The organism is Pseudarthrobacter sp. TE9888 (assembly GCF_056279345.1).
In genome coordinates this window covers 2,055,292-2,072,122 of sequence record NZ_JBWBRD010000002.1, presented here as the reverse complement: position 1 = coordinate 2,072,122, position 16,831 = coordinate 2,055,292, and the positions used below count along the sequence as shown (strand labels likewise).

The following is a 16,831-nucleotide window of genomic DNA, read 5'->3' as shown; positions in this document are numbered from 1 at the left end:
AGCTTCAAGTAAGGGCATTTCAACGAAGGACTTCAGTGAATTTCCTATCCCGCCTCCTTGGAAAGAAGAACATCATGACTGACATCACCATCATTGGCACCGGCAACATGGCCCGCGGACTTGCAGCCCGCGCCGTCGCCGGAGGCAACAGTGTCCAGATCCTGGCCCACGGGGACAAGGCCACGGCCGACGCCCTGGCCGCGGAATTCACAGGCCAGGTGAGCACCGGCGTGCTGGGCGACGCCATCACCGGTTCCATCGTCATCCCGGCTGTGTACTTCGACGCCGCCAAGGACATCGTGGCCCGCTACGGCGACAGCCTCGACGGCAAGGTCTACGTGGACATCACCAACCCGGTGGACTTCTCCACCTTTGAAGGCCTCTCCGTTCCCGCCGGCAGCTCCGCCGCGGAAGAACTGCAGAAGACCACCGGAGCCAAAGTGGTCAAGGCGTTCAACACCACCTTCGCCGCCGCATTGGGTGCGGGCAAGGTGGCCGGCCAGCCGCTGGACGTCCTGGTTGCCGGCGACGATGACGACGCTGTCGCCGCCGTGGCCGCCTTCGCTTCTGCCGCCGGCCTGACCCCCATCATGGTGGGACCGCTCCGCCGCGCACGGCAGCTGGAACAGACCGGTTTCCTGAACATCCTGCTCTCAGCCAATGACCAGCTGCCGCAGTTCCAGTGGAACTCGGCCCTGAGGTTCGTTCCCGCGGCGTAGCCCGCGAAGCACGCACCAGGACAAACAGACGGGAAGGCCGGCACGTTGGTGCCGGCCTTCCGCTTTCAGGGGCGGCTAGAGCCGGTCAGTCCGGTCCTCGCCACCCTTATGGCCCGCACCCCGGAGGTTCTCCTGGACCTTCCCGAACAGGTCCTTGATGGTCGATTCCGCGTTCGAAATGACATCCACCGGCACGTAGACCTCATGCGTCACGGGCAGGTCGTATTCGTCCTTCAGGTGCGTGCCGTTTCCCACTCCCGCCAGGGACAGGTAGACCATGGCCTCAGTCCGCGCGATGCCGGCGAGCTTCCCGAAGACGACGGTGAACTCGTCCGGCTGGAAGCTGATGGTCTGCCCAATGTGGCTGCGGCCCAGTTCACCGGCCTGGACGACCTTCTCCGACTGGCTTCCGGTGTAGTCCATGAACTTCTCCTTCGATCGCCAACACGTACGCTGGCAGTCTAGCGCTGCCCCTCCACGCCGTCACAGGGCCCGGCACAGCCGGTATTCCCGGTAGAATCTGAATGGCCGGAACCTTCGTTCCGGACCAGCAAGCGGAACCGGCCCTGCACCCGAAGCGCCGACTCACAGCAGGAGGAGCAGCCGTGCGTGGTTCCCTCCCGCGGGCACCCTTCCACCTCCTGCGCGCCTCTGCTTTGGCGGCAGGCACCCTTGCCCTCGCCGCCGCCGCCCACGTCGCGGCCGGCGGCCAATTGCCGCCGACCGGAATACTCCTTGCCGTCCTGGCGCTGACCGGGCTGGCCAGCACTGTTGCCACCCGGCTCCGGCTCTCGTTCCCCGCCATGACCGCACTCCTGGCCGGCGGCCAGCTTGCGCTGCACGAGCTCCTCACCGCCTTCTCCACCCCGCTCCCAGGGGCGGCAGCGGGGGCAGCGGCAACCCACCTGCACAGCGACAGCCTGCTCGCCTTGAACGGCTTTGCTCCACTCGCGGAACACCTGAGCCCGGCAGACCCCGGGCGGGCACCCCTCATGCTCGCGGCCCACGCGGCAGCGACCCTGGTTTGCGCGCTGCTCCTGGCCAAGGGCGAAGCTGCCCTGTGGGCACTCGCCGCCTGGCTCCGGCCTTTCGCGGGCCTTCCCCGCGCCGTTGCACCATTGCCCGCCGTCCGCCTGGACGGACTCTTCCGGCACGCCCCCGTGTGCCGCTCCCCCTGGCGCAACCTGCGCCAGGACAGCCGGCGCGGCCCGCCTTCCGCCGTCGTACTTCCGCTTTAAAGCCCGGCACCGGCCTCCCGGCGCCGGAGACCAGACTTTTGCACCCCTCGCCCAGAGGCGTGCGCCCGAAAGGCAACCCATGACAACCCCAATCCTTCGCCGTGCCCTGACCACGTCCGCAGCCGCCGCAGGCGCAGCTGCCCTGCTGCTCGCGGGCGCGGCCGGTGCTTCCGCCCACGTTGGCGTGACGCCGGACAAGACGGACGCCGGCGCCAATGCGCTGCTGACGTTCGGAATCCCCCATGGCTGCGATACGTCACCCACCACCAAGGTGGCCATCACGCTGCCCCAGGAACTGAACGATGCCCAGCCCACGGTCAACCCGAACTGGACTGCGGAAAAGGTGACCGAGCAGTTCGCCGAACCCCGGAAGCTTCCCGACGGTTCCAGCATCACCAAGCGCACCAGCCAGATTGTGTACACCGCCAAAGCGCCGCTGAGCCCTGAACTCCGCGACGTCCTGGTCCTGTCCGTGCACCTTCCGGACAGTGCCGGCGCAACCCTGCACTTCCCCACGCTGCAGACCTGCGAAAGCGGCCAGACGGACTGGTCCCAGATCGCCGCCGATGGGCAGGACCCGCACGGGCTCAAGGCACCCGCACCGTCGATCACCCTTACCGCCGGGGCAGGCGGAGATAGCCACGGGACAGCGCACGCCACCGCGCAGGCAGCGCCTGTGACCGGTACCGGCGCCGAGGCCCGGAGCTGGGCGGGGCTTGCTGCCGGGGTGGGCGGACTGGCCCTGGGCGGTGCCGCCCTGTTCCGGAGCCGGGGCGGACGCCGCACACCGGCAGCGGACACAGCCGGCCACGCGCCCACCGGCGGTAAGTAGGGACGCATTTGATGCCCGGATCATCACGATCCGGGCATCAAATTGCTGTTACCGCATGTGGCATCGTTGACGCGGGCAACGGCTACCGCGAAGGTGGTGCCATGAGGTCTCAGAAAATTTCCCAGGGGTTTGCCTTGACGACGGCGGCCGCTGCTGCGGCGCTGCTGCTCACCGCGTGCGGGCCAAGCCAGCCACAGTCCCAGACGACGACCACGCCCGCCACCGGGCCGGCCAGCCAGTCCGCCACGGCATCGGCGTCCACGCCGCCTCCATCCTCCCCGGCACCGGCAACGTCGACGCCCGCTTCACCCGCCCCAGCCACCTCCGCTGCGGGCGGTCCGGGGCTGTGCAAGGCGGCCGGGCTCACCGCCGCAACTGACGCATCCGGCGGCGGCGCGGCCGGCAGTGTCTACATGAAGCTCAACCTCACCAACAAGGGCTCCGAACCCTGCATCCTTCGCGGCTACCCCGGCGTCTCCCTCGTAGCGGACGCCACCGGCGCCCCCATCGGCGCCCCCGCGGCCCGGGACGACTCCGCCGGCGTCGTTGACGTCCTCCTGGCCCCCGGCCAGACCGGCACCGCAGTCCTCCGGTACACGCAGGCCCGCAACTACCAGGGCTGCGCAGCCGTGGACGCCGCCGGGTACAGGATCTATCCACCGGAGGACACCGACTCCCTGTTCATCCCGGAGCCCACCACGGCGTGCAGCAACGCGGACATTGCCCTGCTGAGCATTGGAGCATTCCAGCCCGCCTGACCGCTTGGCTTCGCGCCTCGTGGCAAGCTCCCGAATGACGCAAAGGCGGCCCGGCTCAGAAGCCGGGCCGCCTTTCGTTTCCTGTTGGGACGCCGTCGAACCAAAGCCCAATTAATAAGTACACTTAGCAAAAGGCTGCCGACGGCGGGTACTTGACGAAACCGCCGTGTGAAGGCTGCCTACGAAGGCAGGGTGGAGATGACGTGTGGCGGAAGAACCTGCGGCTGTCCGCGGCCTGCACCCCTGCCGGCAACGACCTGCCGCGGGCTGGAACTGCGTGAGTGGATGGGCCCAGGGTGGGGCGCCGCCAAGCAGCAACGCGGGCTGGGTCGCGAAGTGTGCTGCCGAGGTCAGGGCCTGCAGCTGCCTCGGAGTTGGGTGTCGGTGCCGTGGGGCATGATGGAGGCATGAACCAGGAACAGCGTCCGGGCGGCGGCGGTGCCTCCGGCACGGCTACGCCCATGGGCCAGTTCAGCCGGCCCACCCGGGACTGGTTTCTGGGCGCATTTTCGGAGCCGACGCCGGCACAGGCCGGCGCCTGGAACGCCATCTCCTCCGGCTCGCATGCCCTGGTGGTGGCTCCCACCGGCTCCGGAAAGACGCTCGCCGCCTTCCTTTGGGCATTGGACCGGCTCCTGGTCTCGTCGTCGCACGCCCCCGGGCCTGCCCCGGAGGAACCGCCGGCCAAAGGCAAGCGCACGCGGGCCCCCAAGCGCAAGACCCGCGTCCTCTACATATCGCCGCTGAAGGCGTTGGGCGTGGACGTGGAACGGAACCTCCGCTCCCCACTGATCGGCATCACCCAGACCGCAAAGCGGTTGGGGCTTCCCGCGCCGCTGATCACCGTGGGGGTCCGGTCCGGGGATACCCCCGCAGCCGAGCGCCGCGGGCTCCTCAGCAACCCGCCGGACATCCTCATCACCACCCCCGAGTCCCTGTTCCTCATGCTCACGTCAAAGGCCCGGGAGACCCTGGCCGAGGTGGACACCATCATCATTGACGAGGTCCACGCAGTTGCCGGCACCAAGCGGGGAGCACACCTTGCCGTGTCGCTGGAGCGGCTGGATGCGCTGGTGCCCAAGCCCGCGCAGCGCATCGGGCTCTCCGCCACGGTGGAGCCCCGGGAACTCGTGGCCCAGTTCCTTGCTGGTTCCGCCCCGGTGGAGATCGTCGCTCCGCCGGCCCGGAAGAACTGGGACCTGACCGTTTCCGTGCCGGTGGAGGACATGTCGGACCTGCAGGGCGCGGCCGGGGCGTTCGATTCCGGTCCGGCGTCCGGGCTGCAGCCGCAGGCGTCCATCTGGCCGCATGTGGAGGAAAAGATCGTGGACCTGGTGCTGGCCAACCAGTCCACCATCGTCTTCGCCAATTCCCGGCGCCTCGCCGAGCGCCTCACCGCCCGCCTCAACGAGATCTACGCCGAACGCCAACTGGTGGCCGTGGGCGGCGGCTGGGACGGGGCCGGACCGGAAGGGCTGGAAGCCGAACCCGGCACTACGGGGGGACCGGCGTCGGGCATTCCCGCGTCAACCGCCACGCCCGCACACATGATGGCCCAGGCCGGCAGCTCCGCCGGCGCAGACCCGGTCCTGGCCCGCGCCCACCATGGTTCGGTTTCAAAGGACCAGCGTGCGCTCATCGAGGACGACCTCAAATCCGGGCGGCTCCGCTGCGTGGTGGCCACGTCATCCCTGGAACTGGGCATTGACATGGGTGCCGTGGACCTCGTGGTCCAGGTGGAGTCGCCGCCCTCGGTGGCCAGCGGCCTGCAGCGGGTGGGCCGCGCCGGGCACCAGGTGGGCGAAATCTCGCAGGGCGTCCTCTTCCCCAAGCACCGCGCGGACCTGGTCCACACCGCCATCACGGTGGAGCGCATGCTGGACGGCAAGATCGAGCGGCTCAGCATCCCGGCCAACCCGCTGGACATCCTGGCCCAGCAGACCGTGGCGGCGACGGCGCTGGGAAGCATCGACGTGGAGGAATGGTTCAGCACCGTCCGGCGCTCCGCCCCTTTCGCGTCCCTCCCCCGGTCGGCCTTCGAGGCCACCCTGGACCTGCTGGCCGGTCGATACCCATCGGATGAATTCGCCGAGCTCCGACCCCGGATCATCTGGGACCGCAACGCCGGCACCATCGAGGGCCGGCCGGGAGCCCAGCGCCTGGCTGTAACGTCCGGCGGCACCATCCCGGACCGCGGCCTGTTCGGCGTCTACATCATCGGCACCGAACAGGAAGGCTCGGCCTCCCCCTCCGAGGACGGCAAACCGGCCCGCGCACCCAAGGGCGGCCGCCGTGTGGGCGAGCTCGACGAAGAAATGGTCTACGAGTCCCGGGTGGGTGACGTCTTTGCCCTGGGCGCCACCAGCTGGAAGATCGAGGACATCACGCACGACCGCGTCCTGGTCTCCCCCGCGTTCGGGCAGCCCGGCAAGCTGCCGTTCTGGAAGGGTGATTCGCTGGGCCGGCCGGTGGACCTTGGCCGCGCCCTGGGCGCGTTTGTGCGCGAGCTGTCAGCGTCCGACGCCGGCCCGGCCACCGAACGCTGCAAGGCCAGCGGGCTGGACGACTTCGCCGCCAACAACCTCATCCAGTACCTCACCGAGCAGAAGCTGGCCACCGAAGTGGTCCCCAGCGACACCACGCTGGTGGTGGAGCGCTTCCACGACGAACTGGGCGACTGGCGGGTCATCCTGCACAGCCCGTTCGGCATGCCGGTGCACGCACCGTGGGCCCTGGCCGTGGGGCAGCGGCTGCACCAGCGTTACGGGCTGGACGGCTCGGCCATGGCGGCCGACGACGGCATCGTACTCCGGGTGCCCATGATGGAGGACGAACCGCCCGGCGCGGAACTGTTCCTCTTCGATCCCGAGGAACTGGAGCAGATCGTCACCGCCGAGGTGGGCGGCAGCGCCCTCTTCGCCTCCCGGTTCCGGGAATGCGCCGCACGGGCGCTCCTGCTGCCGAGGCAGACCCCCGGCAAGCGCCAGCCCCTGTGGCAGCAGCGCCAGCGGTCAGCCCAGCTGCTGGATGTGGCCAGGAAATACCCCACCTTCCCGATCGTGCTGGAGACCGTGCGCGAGTGCCTGCAGGACGTCTACGACCTGCCGGCGCTGAAGGACATCGCTGCATCCGTGGAACGGCGGGAACTGCGGATCGTGCAGACCACCACGCAGCAGCCCTCGCCGTTCGCCAAGTCCCTTCTGTTTGGCTACGTCGCCCAGTTCCTGTACGAAGGCGATTCCCCGCTCGCGGAGCGGCGCGCCGCCGCGCTGGCACTGGACTCCACGCTGCTCAATGAGCTGCTGGGCAGGGTGGAACTGCGCGAACTCCTGGACGCGAAGGTCATCGACGCCACCGAACGCGAGCTGCAACGCCTTGCCCCGGACCGCCGTGCCCGCGGAATGGAAGGCATGGCGGACCTGCTGCGGCTATTGGGGCCCCTGGATCCGGAAGAGGCCGCTGTGCGGCTGGAACCTGCCGAAACCCCGGTGGTTGAGGCCGCCGAAACCGCGGCCAATGAGTCCGCCGAACCGGTGGCTAAGCCCGTGGAGACGGCACGCGCCGAAACCCCCTCCGCCACTGTAGCGGAAGCCACCGCCCACCTCCTGGCGCTGCAGCGGGCCAACCGTGCCATCAAGGTCAACATCGGCGGCGTGGAACGCTTCGCTGCGGTGGAGGACGCTGCCCGCCTCCGCGATGCCATCGGCGTGCCGCTGCCCATGGGTGTTCCGCTGGCCTTCATTGAGCCGGTTGCCGATCCCCTCGGCGACCTCGTCTCCCGGTATGCCCGCACCCACGGCCCCTTCACCGCGGCGGAAGCTGCGGCCCGGCTGGGCCTGGGCGTGGCCGTGGTGGGCACCGCGCTGAAACGCCTGGCCGCGGACGGCCGCGTGGTGGAAGGCGAATTCCGGCCGCACGTGACCCCGCCCGGGGCCGCGCAGGCGGCGCCCCCACCGCAGGACGAACCGAAGGATGGGACCGCACAGGCATCCGCCCTGGAGTCCGCGCAGGAATCCGGCATTGAGGCCGGAACACAGCCAGCGGATGAACTGCCGGCCCCTGTGGCGGGCTCCCCCGCCGGCACGACACATACCATCGCCAGCGAGTGGTGCGACGCCGAAGTGCTGCGCAAGCTCCGCCGTCGTTCCCTGGCTGCCCTGCGCGCGGAAGTGGAACCGGTGGATGCCGCCGCCTACGGCCGCTTCCTGCCGGCATGGCAACATGTCAGGACCCCTGGCGGCGGCCGCGGACAGCCCTCGCTGCGCGGACTGGACGGCATCATCACTGCCATCGACCAGCTCTCGGGAGTACCCGTTCCCGCCTCGGCGTGGGAACCCCTGGTACTGTCCACCCGCGTGTCCAACTACCAGCCGGCCATGCTGGATGAGCTGATGGCTGCCGGTGAGGTCTTGTGGTCCGGGGCGGGGGCGCTGCCCGGGAACGACGGCTGGATCAGCCTCCACCTGGCGGACTCGGTGGAGCTGACGCTGAACCTGTCCCCCGAGTTCGAACCAGGGGACGCCGGCCAACGGCTCCTGGACCACCTGCGGAACAACGGTGGCGGCTATTTCTTCCGGCAACTGTCCGAGGTGGCCGGGGGCATGGACGCCGTCCTCAGCGACCAGGAGGTGGTGGCTGCGCTCTGGGACCTGGCCTGGGCCGGCCGGATCACCGGAGACACCTTCGCCCCGGTGCGGGCCCTGATTGCCGGAGGCCACACCGCCCACCGCCAGGTGGCCCGCGCACCGCGGGCCAGGGCACCACGGCTGAGCCGGTTGGGCCGTTCCCATGGCACCGGCCTGATGGGGTCCCCCGGACTGTCCGGCGGCCGGTACGGATCGCAGGGGGCGGCCACCCCGCCCACTGCCGCGGGCCGGTGGTCTGCCCTGCCCGAGCCTGAACTCGATGCCACCATCCACGCCCGTGCCACCGCGGAACTGTTGCTGGACCGCTACGGCGTAGTCACCAGGGGCTCGGTCATGGCTGAGCAGATCCTGGGCGGTTTCGGCCTCATGTACAAGGTGCTGGCCCGGCTGGAGGAAGCCGGCCGCTGCCGCCGCGGCTACTTTATCGAGCACCTCGGCGCCGCCCAGTTCGCAGTGCCGGCCACCGTGGACCGGCTTCGCTCCTACTCGGAGGACACCGGGCTGGCCAAGGCCGAACCCGTGGCCCTGGCCCTCGCTGCCACGGATCCAGCCAACCCCTACGGTGCCGCACTCCCCTGGCCCGCTCCGCAGGACGACGCCGGCACCGGGCACCGCCCCGGCCGCAAAGCCGGGGCGCTGGTGGTGCTGGTGGACGGGGCGCTGGTTCTCTACGTGGAGCGCGGCGGAAAGACGCTGCTGGCCTTCAGCGACGACGACGCCGTCCTCGCGGCGGCAGGGGCAGCGCTGGTGGGAGTAGTGACCCGTGGGGCGGTGGACAAGCTGATCATGGAGAAGGTGAACGGCCACGGCATCCTCGAAACCCCTGTTGCCGCTGCCCTCAGCGCCGCCGGAGCCTACTCCACCCCGAAAGGACTGAGGATCCGTGCCTGAGGGGGATTCTGTCTGGCGGGCCGCTCACCAGCTGCATGAGGCCCTGGCGGGCCAGACACTGATTGCCTCTGACTTCCGCGTCCCCCGGTTCGCCACCCTGGACCTTTCAGGCTGGACCGTGGAGGAAGTGGTCCCCAGGGGAAAGCACCTGCTGATGCGTGTGGTCAGCCCCGAGGACAAAAGGCTGACCATCCACTCGCACCTGAAGATGGAAGGCGCCTGGCAGGTTTATCCGCCCGGCGGGAGGTGGCGGAAGCCGGGTTACACGGCCCGGTGCGTCCTGCGCACGGCCGTGGCGGACGCCGTCGGCTTCTCACTGGGCATCGTGGAAGTTGTGGCCACCGCCAATGAGGATTCGATTGTGGGCTTCCTCGGCCCGGACCTCCTGGGCCCGGACTGGGACCTGGATGAGGCCGAACGGCGCGTCAGGTCCCGCCCCGAGGTTCCCATCGGCGTCGCGCTGCTGGACCAGCGGAACCTTGCCGGGATCGGAAACATCTACCGCTGCGAGGCGTGCTTCCTGTCGGGAGTGCATCCCGCCACCCCGGTTGCCGACGTTGCGGACGTGCGGACCATGATGACCGACGCCAAGCAGCTTTTGGAGGTCAACCTGGGTGCGGGGCGCCGCGTCACGATCCTCAATAACCGGGGCATGCCGGTGGGCAGGATGGCGGGCAGGCCGGGCTACTGGGTCTACGGCGGAGAGCGGCGGCCGTGCCTGAAGTGCGGCACGCCCATCCAGCGCGGGCTCCTCGGCAAGCCGAACGGCGAAGAGGAGCGGGACATCTACTTCTGTCCGAGGTGCCAGCCCCCGCCTGCCTGACGTGCTGCCCGCCGCTTTAGCAGTTCGCCGTGGTGGGTTCCTTGGCGGCACTGGCCTTGCCGGTGCCAACCACGAAGCGCGGCAGCAGGAGGTGGACCAGGGGACCAATCGCCAGCGCATAGACCACAGTGCCCACACCCACCGATCCGCCCAGCAGCCAGCCGGCCGCCAGCACCGTCACCTCAATCAGTGTCCGGGAAAACCTGACCGTCCATCCAGTGCGCCGGGCAAGACCGGTCATGAGGCCATCGCGGGCACCTGGCCCGAAACCGGCACCGATGTAGCACGCAGAGGCCACCGCATTGACCAGCACGGCGCCCGCGAGGAGGCCGATCTGGCCGGCCAGGTGGCTCACCGTCGGGATCAGTGCCAGCCCGATGTCCGCGAAGACGCCCACCAGGATGGCATTGCAGAGCGTGCCGAAGCCGGGCATCTGCCGCAGCGGAATCCACAGCAGCAGCACCAGGAAGCTCACGGCGATCACCACCACTCCGATGCTCAGCCCGGTCCGGTTGGCCAGCCCCTGATGGAACACGTCCCACGGATCCAGGCCCAGGCCGGCGCGGATAAACATGGCCAGGGAGATGCCGTATATGGCGAGGCCGGTGAAGAGCTGGACAAGTCTGCGGGTCATCATGGAACCATGATCACAGCCAACTGGCATTGAATTACATAGCCAGTCTGAAATACTGGCTACATGGCTGCTGCCCTTACCGCCCTCGCGCTGTCGCGCCTCCTCGGCCCGTGGAACACCGGTACGGGGCCGGCATACCGCGAACTCGCCGACGTCGTCCGGCTGCTCGTCCTGGACGGCAGGATCCCGCTGGATACGGCGCTGCCCAGCGAGCGCGCGCTGTGCGCGGCACTGGATGTCAGCAGGACGACGGTAACCGCGGCGTATTCAAGCCTTCGGGAGCAGGGATTCCTCAGCAGCGGCCAGGGCAGCCGCGGCCGCACCCGCATTCCGGAATTGACCCCTTTTGGTTCAGCCCTCTTCGGTCCGCAGCCTCCTTCCACCGGCGCGCTGGCGGCACCCGGGCTCACCGCACCCGGACTCACGGCGCCGGGCGGGCTGGTGGACCTGGCCTATTCGGCGCTGCCCGCCAGCGGGGAGGTGGTGCACCGGGCCTTCGCCGCAGCGCTGACGGAGCTCCCGGCACTGCTGCCCGGGTTTGGCTACGACGCCCTGGGACTGCTGCCGCTGCGGCAGGCGGTCGCGGACCGCTACAGCGCCGCCGGAGTGCCAACCCAGCCGGGCCAGATCATGGTGACCTCCGGAGCCCAGCACGCACTGACCATCATCATCCGCACCCTGGCTGACCGGCAGGACCGGGTCCTGGTGGAACACCCCAGCTATCCCCACGCGCTGGATGCCATCCGCTCCGCGAAGTGCCGCCCCGTCCCGGTCGCCTTTGCCGGGTCCGGCTGGGACCTGCCGGCCATGGAAACCGCCATGGTGCAGCAAAAGCCAAAACTTGCCTACCTGGTCCCGGACTTCCACAACCCCACGGGCCTGATCATGCCTGATGCCCAGCGCCGCCAATTGGCCCGCGCGGCGGCGGCGGCCGGAACCGTTTTGGTGGCGGACGAAACGCTCCGGGACCTCAACCTCGACGGGACCGCCACCACGCCGCTTGCCGGTTTCGGCAGCACTGTGGTGTCCATTGGGTCCTTGAGCAAGTCCCACTGGGGCGGCCTGCGAACCGGCTGGATCCGTGCCTCGGAGTCCATGATCCAGCGGTTCGCCGCCGCCCGGACCACCCTGGACCTGGGCGGCCCCGTCATGGAGCAGCTCGCGGCAGCCCACCTGGTGCGGGCGCTGGAAGAACCGCTGCCTGCCCTGCTGCAGACGCTGCGCCGCAACCGGTCAGCCCTCCTGGATCTCCTGGCGGAGCACCTTCCCACCTGGCAGGTGGCACCGCCCGCCGGCGGCCTCTCCGTGTGGTGCCGGCTCCCGGCCCCCATCAGCACGGCGCTGACAGTCCTGGCCCCCGACTACGGCATCAGGCTGGCCGCCGGACCCCGATTCGGAATCGGCGGCGCCTTCGAACGCAACCTGCGGCTGCCCTTCACGCTTCCGCCGGACAAACTGGAGGTTGCCGTCCTGGCCCTCCGGGCAGCACAGGACCGGCTGGACGCCGCACCCCAGCTGCGTCGCTCACTCACCCAGGCTCCCGCCGTCGCCATCGCCTAAGCGCCGCTACCGGAATCGCCCGCCTCTCCGCTACCGGACTCGCCGGAATCGCCGGAACGGTGCGTAACCGCCGGAAAGAAACGGCGACCCCGCATCGTTCCGGCGATCTGGGCGCGAAACGGGAAGCGGTAGCTACCCGTACACGCGCCCCAGGAAGCCGCCCCAGGCCTTGGCGGTGGCCTCCGTGTCGCCGGCGCCGCTGAAATCGTGCACCGTCATGCCCACGGGGGCACCCCATGCGTTGCGGCCGAAGAACCGGTACAGCGCGTCCGGCGTGCGGATGCCCAGGAAGTGCTCATTCGAGAAATCCACGTCGCCCCTAAGCCGCCCCACGCCGTCGAGCTCCATATCAACCGTGGCGCCCTGCTCGGCCGATCCTGCACCCAGCGCCTCACGGAGCCGGGTGAAGCCGTCCGAGACCCGGGATGCGTCGGGCGCCTGGATGTCGGTGAACACCACGGGGCGGCCGTCGAAGTACTCGAGGTACTGGCCCAGCGTGTGCAGGTAGAACTCGGTGTGGCGGCTGGCGCCGTCGTACTGCTGGTCCCAGTTGTCCGCGAAGATGCCGCTGTGGACGTAGTGGAGCCGGGCCCGGCCGCCGTCCAGGGGCTCCAGCACGTGCTCCAGTTGGTTGAACCAGCCGTCCGGCCCCTCCATCCGGGAGACCAGGTGGTGGGGATACTCGTCTACTGTCCGGACCGCCGGCCACTGGTCCGTGGGGAACATCCACGCCGGCGTTCCGCTGGTGACGGCTTCCCACACCCGCTCGGGGGTGCCGGGCAGTTCGGTGTCCTGGACGATCTCGAAGTCCCGCTTGTCGCTCATTTATCCTGCTCCTTGCCTGCTGTTTCGTTGGTTGCCGTGGAGGCATTGGTTTCTTTGAGTGCCGGGTGCAGCGCCACCACCAGCCGGTGCCGACGCCCGCGCGGTGACCCGCCGGCGTCGTGGTACTTATCCACCAGCCGGGTCACCTCAACGCCGAGCTCCTCGGCGAACGCGGCCCTGTCCGCGGCTGTGCGGAAGGTGATGTCGCCGTCGATCGCGAAGGTGGCCAGCTTCTGCCGGGCCGCGGCGGCACCGGTGATGAGCTTTCCCACTTCCTGCACCATCCGGCCGGCGAGCGCCAGCAGCCAGAAAGCCGAGAAGCGGTCGGCGAACCGGCCCGGATCCGGGGACACGGCGGCAAGGGCAGACGGCGAGATCAGGTAGGAGGCCGCCGCCGCCTGCAGGACCCGCTCGGTCACATTTCCCTTGCGCCGCTCCTCCACGAGTTCCACCAGTCCATGCCGCTCCAGCGCCTTGAGGTGGTAGTTCACCTTCTGCCGGGGCAGGCCGACGCGCACCGCCAGCTGCGTGGCTGACGCCGGCTGCACCAGCTCCCGCAGGATGCGGGCGCGGATGGGGTCCAGGGATGCTTCGGCGGCTGCCGGGTCCTCGATGACTGCAATGTCCTGCATGCCACCAGTGTGCCCACCGACAACTTTTTTTGTCAAGAACTTTTTTATCGTCGGTCTCGCCGGTGTCCATGGTTATCACCGAGATCGACGGAACGCTGCCGGGTCGCCGAAAACTCGGTATATATCAAGCTGTCTGTGACAGCGGGGTGGTTTTGTGGTTGATGCCGGCCTGAGAGGGCACAGCTGGTGCGGTGGGTTTGTTGCGGTATCTCTGCGGATGGCGTGCATAGATCGCGTCGAGGGTGGCTTGCCGTTGTAGGCGTGCTTGGTTCCCGCGCCCTTTGTGGACGAGGTCCGGGGTGTAGTAGTTCAAACCGCTGTGGCGGTGGTTGGCGTTGTAGTTGGCGAAGAAAGCCGCCATGTAGTCCCGGGCGTGCTGGATGTCGCGGAAGCGGCGCGGAAAGTCCAGGTCGTATTTCACGGTCTTGAACAGTGATTCGGAGTAGGGATTGTCGTCCGAGACCCTTGGCCGGGAGTAGGACAGAGTGATGCCCAGGGACTGGGCCAGCTGAAGGGTACTGCCGGCCCTCATGGGTGCCCCGTTATCGGCATGAAGCACCTCTGGGCGCTGCCGGTTCACGGTGACCGCGTCGTTGATCAGTGCCGCGGCCAGGGACGCGGTTTCGGTGTGTTCGACCCGGTGCCCAACGACCTTGCGGGAGAACACGTCCAACATCGTGTAGAGCCGGTAAGTGTGTTTCCCCGGGCCGTGGAGCATCGTGATGTCCCAGCTCCACAGCTGATTCGGGGCGGTGGCGTGCACGACCGGTTTGGCTCGTTTGGGACCGGTTGCCGTGCGTTGTTCGCGGCGGTCGCCGTTCTGTCCGTGCCGGGCCACGATGCGATGGGCGGCGGCGATGGAGAAGAAGCAGTGCCCGGCATCGAGCATCCGGTAGTAGGCCTGGGTGACGGAAAGGTTGGCGTATTCCCGGGAGTTCAACAGCTCCATGAACGCCTCGGCTTCGGCGTCGCTGATCCGGTTCGGGTAGGCCCGGTGGACATGGGGCACCAGGATCCCGGGCGGTGTGGGCGGGCTCAAGTGCCGGTACCAGGCCGTGCGGTGAAGGCCCACCAGGGCGCAGGCCTTCACCGCTGACCAGCCGGCCGTGATCAGTTTCCCGGCAAAGGTCAGGGCGATGTCTTTCCAGATTTTGGCGTCAGCCACTCGGGCCGCTGCGGCTCCGGTTCTTCCAGTTTCGGATCCGTCGCTGCCGCGCTCTTGGCCATCGCGTCCAAGAGCGCGGAAGCTTTTCCCAGAATGTCCACGGCAGCCTCGGACCGTGCCAGTTTGGCCTTGAGGATTTCGTTTTCTTTCAAGACCCGTTTGAGCAACTGCTTATCGCCTGCGTTCAATCGCTGGTCCTCCTTTACCGTGTCGGATCTGGACCTCAGCTGACCGGCTTCCCTCTGCCGGCACCAGGTGTTGATGGTGCCTTCGGTGATGCCGGCCGCCCGGATGAATGCGGCCTTAGAGCCCCACTCCAGGCATTTGTCGTACTCATCCAGAATCGCGTGCTTCTGGTCGGTCGTGAAGTGCTTCCGATTCGTGACACGGACAGGCATAACGAAATCCATGATGGACCTTCCCCGTCCTGAGCGCCGGCCGCAGCGACAGCGAAACTGTCACACAACAGCCTGACACACAGGGAACTTCCGGCGAGCTCGCAGGCCTCCGGCGAACCCGGCGGTTCGGCGGCCGGCAGCGGCCGGCAGCGGGCCGGACCGGCCGCAGCAGCGCCGGTAGAATGGAACGGTGATGCAATCCCCCCTCCCCGTCCGCGACGGCGTCAATGCCACGCGCCTGCGCCTTCCGGAGGAGGGCCCGTGGGAGACAGCGATGGACTACATGATGCACCGCTGGGGCCACATCGACCCGCAGGGCATCGAGGACAGGTTCGACGCCGGCGAGATCGTGGGCGAGGGCGGCGTACCACTGACCCGGCACACCAGGCTCGAGGACCACACCTTCATCTGGTACTACCGGACGTTGCCGCCCGAGACGCGGCTGCCGGTGGAGATCAGCATCCTGCACCGGGACGAGCACCTGCTCGTGGTGGACAAACCGCACTTCCTGCCCACCACGCCGGGCGGCACCTACATCCAGGAATCAGCCCTGGTGCGCCTCCGCAACCAGCTGGAGCTGCCGGACCTGATCCCCATGCACCGGCTGGACCGCATGACCGCCGGCGTGCTGCTGTTCTCCACCAACCCGCTGACCCGGGGGAAGTACCAGGTGCTGTTCGAAAAGCGGCAGGTGCAGAAGGAGTACGAGTGCGTCTCCGTCGCCGAGCCCGCGCCGGGGCACCCCGCCGTCGACTTCCCCGTGGTGGTCCGCAACCGGATGACCAAGTCCCGCAGCTACCTGCTGGCGGAGGTCATCGACGGCGAACCGAACGCGGAAACCAGGATTGAGCGGCTGGAAACGTTCGACGGCGGCGCACCGGCAAGTGCCGGCGGCACCGATACAGGCGCCATGGGTACAGCTCAGCGCCTGGCCAGGTACCGCCTGGAACCGCACACCGGCAAGACCCACCAGCTGCGGGTCCACATGGCCTCGCTGGGGCTGGGGATCGTGAATGACGCCTTCTATCCGGACCTGCTGGACAAGGCCCCGGACGACTACGCCAGGCCGCTCCAGCTCCTGGCCCGCGGCATCCGGTTCGTTGACCCGGTCTCGGGAAAGCCCGTGGAATACCGCAGCAGCCTGGAACTCAGCGAAGCGGTCCGGGGACGGGCCTAGGCCCCGAGGACCTCCCTGAACACCGCCTCCACCTCCGCGGTGCGCAGCACGAACTCCACCAGCTCCACCCCGCCGGCCGGATGGGCGGCCCGGAAACCGGCCAGCGCTTCCAGCGCCGCCGCGGCAACGGCCCCGGCGCTCCACCCGTAGGCCCCGGCTCCCACCGCCGGGAAGGCAAGCGTGCCGGCCTCCAACGTGGCGGCCAGCCGCAGGCTTTCGCTGAAGCAGGACACCAGGAGGGCGCGGTTGGTCTGTCCCGCGTGGCGGTTTGGTCCCACCGTGTGGATCACCCAGCGTGCCGGCAGCCGGAAAGCCGGTGTTGCCACAGCGGCCCCGGTCTGGAGGCCATGCGGGAGCTGGGTGGCACGCAGTTCCCGGCATACAGCCAGCAGTTCCGGCCCGGCAGCCCGGTGCAGCGCCCCGTCCACTCCCCTGCCGCCAAGCAGCGACGGGTTCGCGGCGTTCACCACCACGTCCACCCGCCGCTGCGTAATGTCACCCTGCAGAACCGAGATCCGCATGCCGCCAGTTTC

Annotated in this window: 15 protein-coding genes; 8 read left to right on the top strand and 7 right to left on the bottom strand. The window is 68.7% G+C overall.

What is annotated here, in order from left to right; genetic code table 11:
- Positions 1 to 74 precede the first annotated feature (74 nt).
- Positions 75 to 719 (top strand): NADPH-dependent F420 reductase, encoded by a 645-nt coding sequence (locus ACZ9J7_RS10375; RefSeq protein WP_476209152.1) that lies wholly within the window; start codon positions 75 to 77, stop codon positions 717 to 719.
- 75 nt (positions 720 to 794) lie between these two features.
- On the opposite strand, the gene ACZ9J7_RS10370 is transcribed toward ACZ9J7_RS10375, so the two are convergent.
- Positions 795 to 1,142 carry a hypothetical protein gene (locus ACZ9J7_RS10370; RefSeq protein ID WP_476209151.1) on the bottom strand — a complete coding sequence of 116 codons (348 nt, stop codon included), beginning with the start codon at positions 1,140 to 1,142 and terminating at the stop codon, positions 795 to 797.
- 182 nt (positions 1,143 to 1,324) lie between these two features.
- Here ACZ9J7_RS10370 and ACZ9J7_RS10365 point away from each other — a divergent pair, with 182 nt between their 5' ends.
- The 5 genes from ACZ9J7_RS10365 to ACZ9J7_RS10345 all read left to right on the top strand — a co-directional run bounded on the left by ACZ9J7_RS10365 (position 1,325) and on the right by ACZ9J7_RS10345 (position 9,907).
- Positions 1,325 to 1,957, top strand: coding sequence for a hypothetical protein (locus ACZ9J7_RS10365; protein ID WP_476209150.1), 633 nt, complete (start codon positions 1,325 to 1,327; stop codon positions 1,955 to 1,957).
- A 79-nt stretch (positions 1,958 to 2,036) separates the two neighbouring features.
- On the top strand, positions 2,037 to 2,789 hold the full coding sequence (locus tag ACZ9J7_RS10360; RefSeq protein WP_476209149.1) for a YcnI family copper-binding membrane protein: 753 nt from the start codon (positions 2,037 to 2,039) through the stop codon (positions 2,787 to 2,789).
- A gap of 101 nt (positions 2,790 to 2,890) precedes the next feature.
- The gene (locus ACZ9J7_RS10355; RefSeq protein WP_476209148.1) at positions 2,891 to 3,547 is read left to right on the top strand and encodes a DUF4232 domain-containing protein; all 657 of its coding nucleotides are present in this window, start codon (positions 2,891 to 2,893) and stop codon (positions 3,545 to 3,547) included.
- Between the two features lie 407 nt (positions 3,548 to 3,954).
- Positions 3,955 to 9,084 carry an Lhr family helicase gene (locus ACZ9J7_RS10350; RefSeq protein WP_476209147.1) on the top strand — a complete coding sequence of 1,710 codons (5,130 nt, stop codon included), beginning with the start codon at positions 3,955 to 3,957 and terminating at the stop codon, positions 9,082 to 9,084.
- Positions 9,077 to 9,907, top strand: a complete 831-nt coding sequence (locus ACZ9J7_RS10345; RefSeq protein ID WP_476209146.1) for an Fpg/Nei family DNA glycosylase — start codon at positions 9,077 to 9,079, stop codon at positions 9,905 to 9,907. Before ACZ9J7_RS10350 ends, ACZ9J7_RS10345 begins: the two co-directional genes overlap by 8 nt.
- Positions 9,908 to 9,923: 16 nt before the next feature.
- Here the strand turns inward: ACZ9J7_RS10345 and yczE are convergent, their stop codons facing one another.
- Complete coding sequence (yczE, locus tag ACZ9J7_RS10340) at positions 9,924 to 10,544, bottom strand: membrane protein YczE (protein WP_476209145.1); 621 nt, start codon at positions 10,542 to 10,544, stop codon at positions 9,924 to 9,926.
- A gap of 60 nt (positions 10,545 to 10,604) precedes the next feature.
- Here yczE and yczR point away from each other — a divergent pair, with 60 nt between their 5' ends.
- Positions 10,605 to 12,101, top strand: a complete 1,497-nt coding sequence (gene yczR, locus ACZ9J7_RS10335; protein ID WP_476209143.1) for a MocR-like transcription factor YczR — start codon at positions 10,605 to 10,607, stop codon at positions 12,099 to 12,101.
- Between the two features lie 132 nt (positions 12,102 to 12,233).
- On the opposite strand, the gene ACZ9J7_RS10330 is transcribed toward yczR, so the two are convergent.
- The 4 genes from ACZ9J7_RS10330 to ACZ9J7_RS10315 form a co-directional block, all read right to left on the bottom strand.
- Positions 12,234 to 12,926: an SRPBCC family protein gene (locus ACZ9J7_RS10330; RefSeq protein WP_476209142.1), complete on the bottom strand. Its 693-nt coding sequence runs from the start codon at positions 12,924 to 12,926 to the stop codon at positions 12,234 to 12,236.
- Complete coding sequence (locus ACZ9J7_RS10325) at positions 12,923 to 13,558, bottom strand: helix-turn-helix domain-containing protein (protein WP_476209141.1); 636 nt, start codon at positions 13,556 to 13,558, stop codon at positions 12,923 to 12,925. The genes ACZ9J7_RS10330 and ACZ9J7_RS10325 overlap by 4 nt, the downstream gene beginning before the upstream one ends.
- A 124-nt stretch (positions 13,559 to 13,682) precedes the next feature.
- A complete protein-coding gene (locus tag ACZ9J7_RS10320) occupies positions 13,683 to 14,723 on the bottom strand; it encodes an IS3 family transposase (RefSeq protein WP_476209140.1) in 1,041 nt (346 codons plus the stop codon).
- On the bottom strand, positions 14,687 to 15,133 hold the full coding sequence (locus ACZ9J7_RS10315) for a transposase (protein WP_476206620.1): 447 nt from the start codon (positions 15,131 to 15,133) through the stop codon (positions 14,687 to 14,689). Before ACZ9J7_RS10315 ends, ACZ9J7_RS10320 begins: the two co-directional genes overlap by 37 nt.
- A gap of 181 nt (positions 15,134 to 15,314) precedes the next feature.
- Here ACZ9J7_RS10315 and ACZ9J7_RS10310 point away from each other — a divergent pair, with 181 nt between their 5' ends.
- Entirely contained in the window at positions 15,315 to 16,298 is a 984-nt protein-coding gene (locus ACZ9J7_RS10310; RefSeq protein ID WP_476211835.1) for an RluA family pseudouridine synthase, read from the top strand.
- Here the strand turns inward: ACZ9J7_RS10310 and ACZ9J7_RS10305 are convergent.
- The gene (locus ACZ9J7_RS10305; protein ID WP_476209138.1) at positions 16,295 to 16,819 is read right to left on the bottom strand and encodes an O-acetyl-ADP-ribose deacetylase; all 525 of its coding nucleotides are present in this window, start codon (positions 16,817 to 16,819) and stop codon (positions 16,295 to 16,297) included. The two genes, ACZ9J7_RS10310 and ACZ9J7_RS10305, sit on opposite strands and share 4 nt — an antisense overlap.
- Positions 16,820 to 16,831 lie beyond the last annotated feature (12 nt).

What these genes read in the sequence shown, in the direction of transcription:
- ACZ9J7_RS10355 (WP_476209148.1), top strand. Translation starts at nt 2,891, where the DNA reads ATGAGGTCTCAGAAAATTTCCCAGGGGTTTGCCTTGACGACGGCGGCC.
- ACZ9J7_RS10350 (WP_476209147.1), top strand. Translation starts at nt 3,955, where the DNA reads ATGAACCAGGAACAGCGTCCGGGCGGCGGCGGTGCCTCCGGCACGGCT.
- ACZ9J7_RS10315 (WP_476206620.1), bottom strand. Translation starts at nt 15,133, where the DNA reads ATGGATTTCGTTATGCCTGTCCGTGTCACGAATCGGAAGCACTTCACG.
- ACZ9J7_RS10325 (WP_476209141.1), bottom strand. Translation starts at nt 13,558, where the DNA reads ATGCAGGACATTGCAGTCATCGAGGACCCGGCAGCCGCCGAAGCATCC.
- ACZ9J7_RS10360 (WP_476209149.1), top strand. Translation starts at nt 2,037, where the DNA reads ATGACAACCCCAATCCTTCGCCGTGCCCTGACCACGTCCGCAGCCGCC.
- ACZ9J7_RS10305 (WP_476209138.1), bottom strand. Translation starts at nt 16,819, where the DNA reads ATGCGGATCTCGGTTCTGCAGGGTGACATTACGCAGCGGCGGGTGGAC.
- ACZ9J7_RS10330 (WP_476209142.1), bottom strand. Translation starts at nt 12,926, where the DNA reads ATGAGCGACAAGCGGGACTTCGAGATCGTCCAGGACACCGAACTGCCC.
- yczE (WP_476209145.1), bottom strand. Translation starts at nt 10,544, where the DNA reads ATGATGACCCGCAGACTTGTCCAGCTCTTCACCGGCCTCGCCATATAC.
- ACZ9J7_RS10375 (WP_476209152.1), top strand. Translation starts at nt 75, where the DNA reads ATGACTGACATCACCATCATTGGCACCGGCAACATGGCCCGCGGACTT.
- ACZ9J7_RS10310 (WP_476211835.1), top strand. Translation starts at nt 15,315, where the DNA reads ATGCAATCCCCCCTCCCCGTCCGCGACGGCGTCAATGCCACGCGCCTG.
- ACZ9J7_RS10370 (WP_476209151.1), bottom strand. Translation starts at nt 1,142, where the DNA reads ATGGACTACACCGGAAGCCAGTCGGAGAAGGTCGTCCAGGCCGGTGAA.
- yczR (WP_476209143.1), top strand. Translation starts at nt 10,605, where the DNA reads ATGGCTGCTGCCCTTACCGCCCTCGCGCTGTCGCGCCTCCTCGGCCCG.